Origin of the sequence: Eggerthella sinensis (genome assembly GCF_003339815.1) — a bacterium.
GTDB classification, from domain to species: Bacteria; Actinomycetota; Coriobacteriia; order Coriobacteriales; family Eggerthellaceae; genus Eggerthella; species Eggerthella sinensis.
Genome location: NZ_PPTT01000033.1, coordinates 37,289 through 43,494 on the forward strand (window position 1 = coordinate 37,289; position 6,206 = coordinate 43,494).

Here is a 6,206-nt window from a genome sequence, read left to right on the forward strand (position 1 = left end):
GCATGCACTTTTCGTACCTGCGGGAATTCATCGAAATCGTGTTCTGCCGAAACTTCAGCGAAGCCGCGCGCAAGCTGAACACCGCGCAATCGACGCTGAGCAAGCACGTGCTGGCTTTGGAGAAGGAATGCGGGGCCGAACTGCTGGTTCGTTCGAGCGCCCACGTGCGCCTGACGCCCGAGGGGCGCATCCTGTTCGAGGAGGCCACCGACATCATCGAGGCGCACGACCGCGCGTTGCGACGCATCGCCGACCTCAAGCAGTGCCCGCCCATCATGGTGGGTGGCCTGTACCTCAACACGCACATTCTGGGGTTCATCAGCTCCATCACCGCACAGCAGAAGAAGCTGGGGAAGCCGTTGTCGCTGCGCTACAGCGACGATCACCATCGCTCGTTCGTCGACCTCGTGCGCGATGGCTCGCTCGACGTGGCGTTCACCATGCTCGACCACGAGACGCCGCTGCCGAAGGGCGTGGAGGTGCTGCACCTCTTCGACGACCCGCTTGTGGCCATCATGGCCGACGACCATCCGCTCGCACGCAAGGACGCCATCGCGCTTGCCGACTTCGACCAGCGCAAGATGCTCTCGCCCGCAGGCGCCTACTCCATCGCGGGTGCCGAGCTTGCGCGCGCCCTGTTCGCGCGGCATGGGGTGCAGCCCATCTACAACTCGGTGTTCCTCGAGTCCATCCACGAGTTTCCCACGCTCGACATCGCCGATAACCTGCTGATTCTCGAGCAGTCCATCCAAAAGCAGCAGCCCCTCACCGACGCGTACCGCGTGCTTCCCTTCGTGGACGAGGATGCCTGCTTCCCGTTCTATGCGCTGTACCGGACGGGGGCGCGCCCCGAGTCGCTCGCGCGCTTCCTGACCGCGCTCGAGGAAGAAGCGCGCCTGTTCCAGGAACGGTAACGGCGGGGGGGGGGCTGCAACCATCCCAAAGTTTTTTTGCCCGCTTGACACGTGAGCGGCGCGCGCCTATCATGCCGAATTGGGGAGTCCGCCCCTGCGCCGTACCGCGCGGGACGCGGACATTGTTTGCAAAAGTAGGAGCCTCAGGGGTGAGGTTCGCGATGCCGTGCGCGCATCGTAGATGCAAACAATGTCTGACGAGGGGCGATTATGACTCACGATTCCACGAATCTCAATCTCGCACACCATGCCGAAACCGACGAGGCCCACGAGGCCGCCAGCCGCGTTGACGAGCGGCCGGCCGACGAACGCACGGACGAGCTGCTCACCACCATGGCACCGCGTCGCGCCGTGCTGCTTGCCATCCTGGCGCAGTGCCGCGAGGCGCAGCCCGTTGCCGCGGTGAACGCGCACGTCGATGAGCTGCAGAAACACAACTTCTCGGTATACAGCGCCGCGAACCTGTGCACCCTGCTCGAGCGCGCCGGAGCGCTCGAGCGCGTGACCGACGACGGCGAGCCCGCCGAACAGGTTGACCTCGAGCCGCAGACGGTGGTAGTGGACGGCGTGGAGTACCTTGAGGCGCGCGAGCCGCTCGAAACCTTCTGGCGCACCACCGAGGCGGGGCTTCGCGCGCTCGAGGCGGACAAGCCGCTCGAACGCCTGCGCGAACTGCTCGAACAGGATGCGGCGTACGAGGACATCTACGCGCGCATCCTCACCCTGTGCGCTGCCGAGGGCGGCGCCACCACCTCCTCCATCAACGACGCCGTGGATCACGACCCGCTCGTGCAGCAACCGCGCCTGTACGGCCCGCACTTCGTGGACCGTCTGGAAAAGTGCGGCGCGCTGATCTGGCAGAGCACCTGGGTCACCACCGAAGTCGGCCGCGCCGCTCTGGCGTGGCTCGCCCCCGCAACCGCTGACGAGAAGGAGTAACCATGACCGAGACCATCGCACCTGCCGCCGCGCCCGCCGCCGACGAGGCGACCCTGCACGACCTCATCAAGCTCAATCAGCAGCGCGCGGCCACGTACGGCCTGCTCTCGCGGCTGTATCGCGTGGAAATCGATGGCGCCCTGCTCGACGAGCTGCGCGCCATGCGCTTCCCCGCGAACACGGGCAACGCCGACGTGGACGAGGGCTACCGCCTCATGGCCACGTACCTGAGCAACACCTGGGACAACAGCGTGACCGACCTCGCCGTCGATTACACGCGCACGTTCATCGGACACGGCGTGGACGCGTTCTCGGCCGCCTACCCGTTCGAAAGCGTATACACCTCCGAGAAGCGCCTGCTCATGCAGGAGGCGCGCGACGAAGTGCTGGCCATCTACCGCGCCTGCGGGCTGGACAAGCAGGACAGCTGGAAGGAGGGCGAAGACCACATCGCCCTCGAGCTGGAATTCGAGCAGATCCTCATCAACCGCACGGTGGAGGCGCTCGAGCGCGGCGACGAAGAAGCGGCGTTCGAGCTGCTCACCACGCAGAAGAACTTCCTCGACGACCACCTGGCGGCCTGGTCTCCCATGCTGACGTCCGACATGAAGCGCTTCGCCAGCACCGATCTGTACCGCGGCCTGGCACACCTTACCGACGGCTTTTTAGAGACCGACCTGCTGTTCCTCGAAGACCTGCTCGTGGTCGAGGAGTAGCAACCATGGAGAACAACGCACCGAAGAGTACGAAGCGCGTAGCCGGCATGAGCAGGCGCACGCTGTGTTTGGGAGCGGGAGGCGCCGCCGTCATGCTGGGTTTGGGCGGACTCAAGTACGTGGGGTCGAACTCCATCGTACGCCCTCCGGGCGGTCAGGACGAAGAGCGGCTCATCTCGGCGTGCATCCGCTGCGAGAAATGCTACGAGATATGCCCGCGCGACGTGATTGCCCCCGCCCATATCGAGGACGGCGTGCTGAACATGCGCACGCCCACGTTCGACTTCTCCGCGAGCTGGTGCGACTGGTGCGCCGACGAGCACGGCGGGCAACCGCTGTGCGTGCAAGCCTGCCCCACCGAGGCGCTCAAGCTGCCCGCCGACGCCACGGCCGAGAGCACCATCATCGGCAAGGCGGTCATCAACCAGGATTGGTGCCTGGCGTACAAGCTCACGGGGTGCCGCTTCTGCTACGACGCGTGTCCCTATGAGGCCATGGAGCTTGACGAGAACAACCGCCCCATCGTGCTCACCGACACGTGCAACGGGTGCGGCGCGTGCGAGAGCGTGTGCGTGTCGCTGCAGAACGGTTCGATTTCGGAAGGCGCCACCGCGCGCGCCATCGTCGTGCATCCGCTCGACGAGGTTGAAGGGTAAGGGATACGCATGAAGAAACATTCCAAGTCGCTGCGCACCCTTACCGCCGCAGCCATCATCGTCATCATCACGGTTGGGTTCGTCACGAACGTGGGATTGGGCACCATGTCGGCGCCGGGCATCGGGGACCTCTCCATCCTGTGCCCGCTGGGAGCGCTCGGCACCATGCTGGCCTCGAAGATGATGGTGCCGCGCGCCGTCATCTCGCTCGTGGCGATGGTGCTGCTCATCGTGGTGTTCGCCCGCGCGTTCTGCGGCTGGATGTGCCCCGTGCCTCTCGTGCAGAAGCTGCGCGGCGTGTTCTCGAAGGGAAAGAAACCGGAAGAAGCGACAGCTGCCGACGTGGCCGCGCCGCTGACGGAGGCCGAAACGGCGGCGCTTGCGTCCTCGTGCGACAAGGACGGCGCGGGCTGCGCCTCGTGTGCCGCGAAGCGGGGGGCGGCGCTCGACGCGCGGCACTTCGTGCTGGGCGGCGCGCTCGTGTCCACGGTGGCCTTCGGCTTCCCGGTGTTCTGCCTCGTGTGCCCCATCGGTCTGACGTTCGCCACCATCCTGCTGGTTATCAACCTGTTCGCGCACGGCGACGTCACGTGGTCGCTCATCGTGGTGCCGGCCCTGCTCATTGCCGAGGTGCTGCTGTTCAAGAAGTGGTGTCACCGGCTGTGCCCGCTGTCGGCGTTCATGAGCCTCATCGCGAAGGCGAACAGGACGTTCGTGCCCACCATCGACGACGCGACGTGCCTGGAAACGGCGAAGGGCCGCACGTGCGGCGCCTGCGGCCGCGCTTGCGGCGAAGGCATCGACCCGCGGCATCCGCAGCTTTCGGAGGCGGCGTGGAGCGAATGCACGAAGTGCCGCGCCTGCGTGGACGCCTGCCCCACCAGCGCCATCACCATGCCGCTGCTGCCGAAGAAGCACGCGACGGAAGCGGCGCGCGTGCTGCCGGCCGACGAACGCGATGCGGGCGACATCGACGTCGCGCAACCCTAACCCCTCCTCGTCGGGGGCCGGCCGCAGCTGCAGCGGCCGGCCCCCGCATGAACGGTTCTAAGCAGAAGGCGGCTCGGCAAGGGCTGCGGGGGCGAGCCGCCTTCTGCTTGCAACCGGCACGGGAAGGACCACCATGATTGACACGTTTGCGCCTGAGGCGCTGCGCTTCCGCGGAAGCGCGCGCACGGGCAAAACCGCGCGCCTCGTCGAGCGCGTTGCCGCCTGCGCGGCGTCCGACGGACCGGAGAGCGTCGTCGCGTTCTGCGCCTCGCCGCAGGCGGCGCGCGCGTTCGAGCTGCGTCTGCAAGCGCGCCTGGGCGACGCGGCGCGCGCCGTGCGCGTTACCACGCCGCGCGCGTTCGCACTCGACGTGCTGAGCGGCGCCGACGCCGTTGCCCTCACGGGTCGCGATGCGCGCCTGCTGGTTCCGTTCGAGGAGAAGTTCCTGTTCGAAGACCTCATGGTGAGCGGCCTGCGCCCGAAGCGGCTGCGCGAGATGCTCAAGTTCTTCCACCGCTCGTGGACCGAGCTCGCCGACGACGACCCCGCCTGGCTCATCACCGATCAGGAGACGAACCTGCACGCGCTGCTCAAAGAGAACCTCGCGTTCATGCGCGGCGTGCTCGAGCCGGAGGCGGCGAACCTCGCGGTGCGCGCTCTGCGCCAGGCACGCTCCCGCGACGAGGAGCGGGCGGCGCACGCGTTCGCGCATGTCGTCGTGGACGACTACTCGTGCTTGAGCCGCGCTTCGCAGATGATGACGGAACTGGTCGCCCGCACGAGCATTGCGGTGGCGGGCGATGCGACCGCCTGCGTGGAAGCGTTCGACTCCTACCCCTACGCCGCCGGGCTCGACGAGTTCGCGGAGCGCCATCCGAACGCGGAGCTTGTGGAACTTGAGGCGGCGGGCGAAGGCGCTGCGGAACGGACGCTTGCCGCCTCCGATGTTCTGAGCTGCGACGACCCCTCTGACGAGTTCGCGCGCGTGGCCGCCTACGTGTCCGACGCCGTCGAAGCGGGCGTGCCCGCGTCCCACGTGGTAGTGGCCTCGCCGCATCCTGCATGGACGCGCGGCCTGATGGCGGCGCTTGACGCGCGCGACGTGCCGGCGGAGGCCCTGCCGAGCGAGCAGCCGCCGGCGCTGCGCGGCGACGTGCGCGATGACGCGCGCTGCGCGGCCGCGCGCCTGCTGACGGCGCTCGAGCTTGTGGCCGACCCCCGCAACGCCACGGCGTGGCGCTGCTGGTGCGGCTTCGGCGACTACCTGCTGAACAGCGCCGCGTTCGCGCATCTGCGCGCGCAGGGCCGCGGGCTCGTCGAGGCGCTTGCGGCGACCGAAGCGGACGACGGCGTCGTGGGCATGGCGCGCGTCGTCGCGGCGTACCAAGCGGGAACCGCGCTCATCGAGCACGCGAGCGGCCTCGCAGGTGCGCAGCTGCTCGACGAGCTCGCCCGCGCCGTCACCGATGGCGCCGAGCAGCACGCCCCCGACGCCATCGTCTCGCTGTGCCTCGACGACGCCGCCGATGCTGCTGCCGATGCCGCCTCCATGGCGCGCCGTGCGCGTACCCGCCTGATGCTCCCCTGCCTCAACGACGAGCACGCCGTTGCCGTCGTACCGTATCGCCAGATGATCGGCTTGTCCCCCGACGTGCTGGTGGTGGCCGGCTTCATGAACGGCTTCCTCCCCCGCCACGCCTACTTCGACGACACGACGCCGCCCGCAAAGCGCGCCCGCATGCTCGCCGAGGACGCCTCGGTAGCCCGCGCCCTCGCCGGCAAAGCGCCCCGACAAGCCGTCTCCTACTGCACCACCATCGACCTCGAGTCAGCCGGCCTGCTCGACCTCAAAATCAATCGCATAAGAATGAAAAAGGGAGTGAGACTGGCAACGATATCCAAGAGCGTCCTGCTGGAGGAGATGGAGGAGAGGTAGAGCGCTAGAGTCCCACGGTGCCCCTCGCCCCCTCCTTGCGCGCTCTTCCCCAGCC

General features: G+C 67.6%; 6 protein-coding genes. All 6 read left to right on the top strand.

The features are described from left to right. Window positions 1–2: 2 nt before the first annotated feature. The 6 genes from C1876_RS14960 to C1876_RS14985 all read left to right on the top strand — a co-directional run bounded on the left by C1876_RS14960 (window position 3) and on the right by C1876_RS14985 (window position 6,151). Window positions 3–914, top strand: coding sequence for a LysR family transcriptional regulator (locus C1876_RS14960; protein WP_114547527.1), 912 nt, complete (start codon window positions 3–5; stop codon window positions 912–914). Window positions 915–1,124: 210 nt separating this feature from the next. Then, entirely contained in the window at window positions 1,125–1,853 is a 729-nt protein-coding gene (locus C1876_RS14965) for a hypothetical protein (RefSeq protein WP_114547528.1), read from the top strand. A gap of 2 nt (window positions 1,854–1,855) precedes the next feature. Next, a complete protein-coding gene (locus C1876_RS14970; protein WP_114547529.1) occupies window positions 1,856–2,569 on the top strand; it encodes a TorD/DmsD family molecular chaperone in 714 nt (237 codons plus the stop codon). Window positions 2,570–2,574: 5 nt separating this feature from the next. Next, window positions 2,575–3,225, top strand: coding sequence for a 4Fe-4S dicluster domain-containing protein (locus tag C1876_RS14975; RefSeq protein ID WP_114547530.1), 651 nt, complete (start codon window positions 2,575–2,577; stop codon window positions 3,223–3,225). A 9-nt stretch (window positions 3,226–3,234) separates the two neighbouring features. After that, window positions 3,235–4,215 (top strand): 4Fe-4S binding protein, encoded by a 981-nt coding sequence (locus C1876_RS14980; protein WP_114547531.1) that lies wholly within the window; start codon window positions 3,235–3,237, stop codon window positions 4,213–4,215. Window positions 4,216–4,348: 133 nt separating this feature from the next. Continuing rightward, complete coding sequence (locus C1876_RS14985) at window positions 4,349–6,151, top strand: DEAD/DEAH box helicase (RefSeq protein WP_114547532.1); 1,803 nt, start codon at window positions 4,349–4,351, stop codon at window positions 6,149–6,151. Window positions 6,152–6,206 lie beyond the last annotated feature (55 nt).

Excerpts from the sequence above, each read along its gene's own strand:
- C1876_RS14985 (WP_114547532.1), top strand. The coding sequence starts at position 4,349 with ATGATTGACACGTTTGCGCCTGAGGCGCTGCGCTTCCGCGGAAGCGCG.
- C1876_RS14980 (WP_114547531.1), top strand. The coding sequence starts at position 3,235 with ATGAAGAAACATTCCAAGTCGCTGCGCACCCTTACCGCCGCAGCCATC.
- C1876_RS14960 (WP_114547527.1), top strand. The coding sequence starts at position 3 with ATGCACTTTTCGTACCTGCGGGAATTCATCGAAATCGTGTTCTGCCGA.
- C1876_RS14970 (WP_114547529.1), top strand. The coding sequence starts at position 1,856 with ATGACCGAGACCATCGCACCTGCCGCCGCGCCCGCCGCCGACGAGGCG.
- C1876_RS14965 (WP_114547528.1), top strand. The coding sequence starts at position 1,125 with ATGACTCACGATTCCACGAATCTCAATCTCGCACACCATGCCGAAACC.
- C1876_RS14975 (WP_114547530.1), top strand. The coding sequence starts at position 2,575 with ATGGAGAACAACGCACCGAAGAGTACGAAGCGCGTAGCCGGCATGAGC.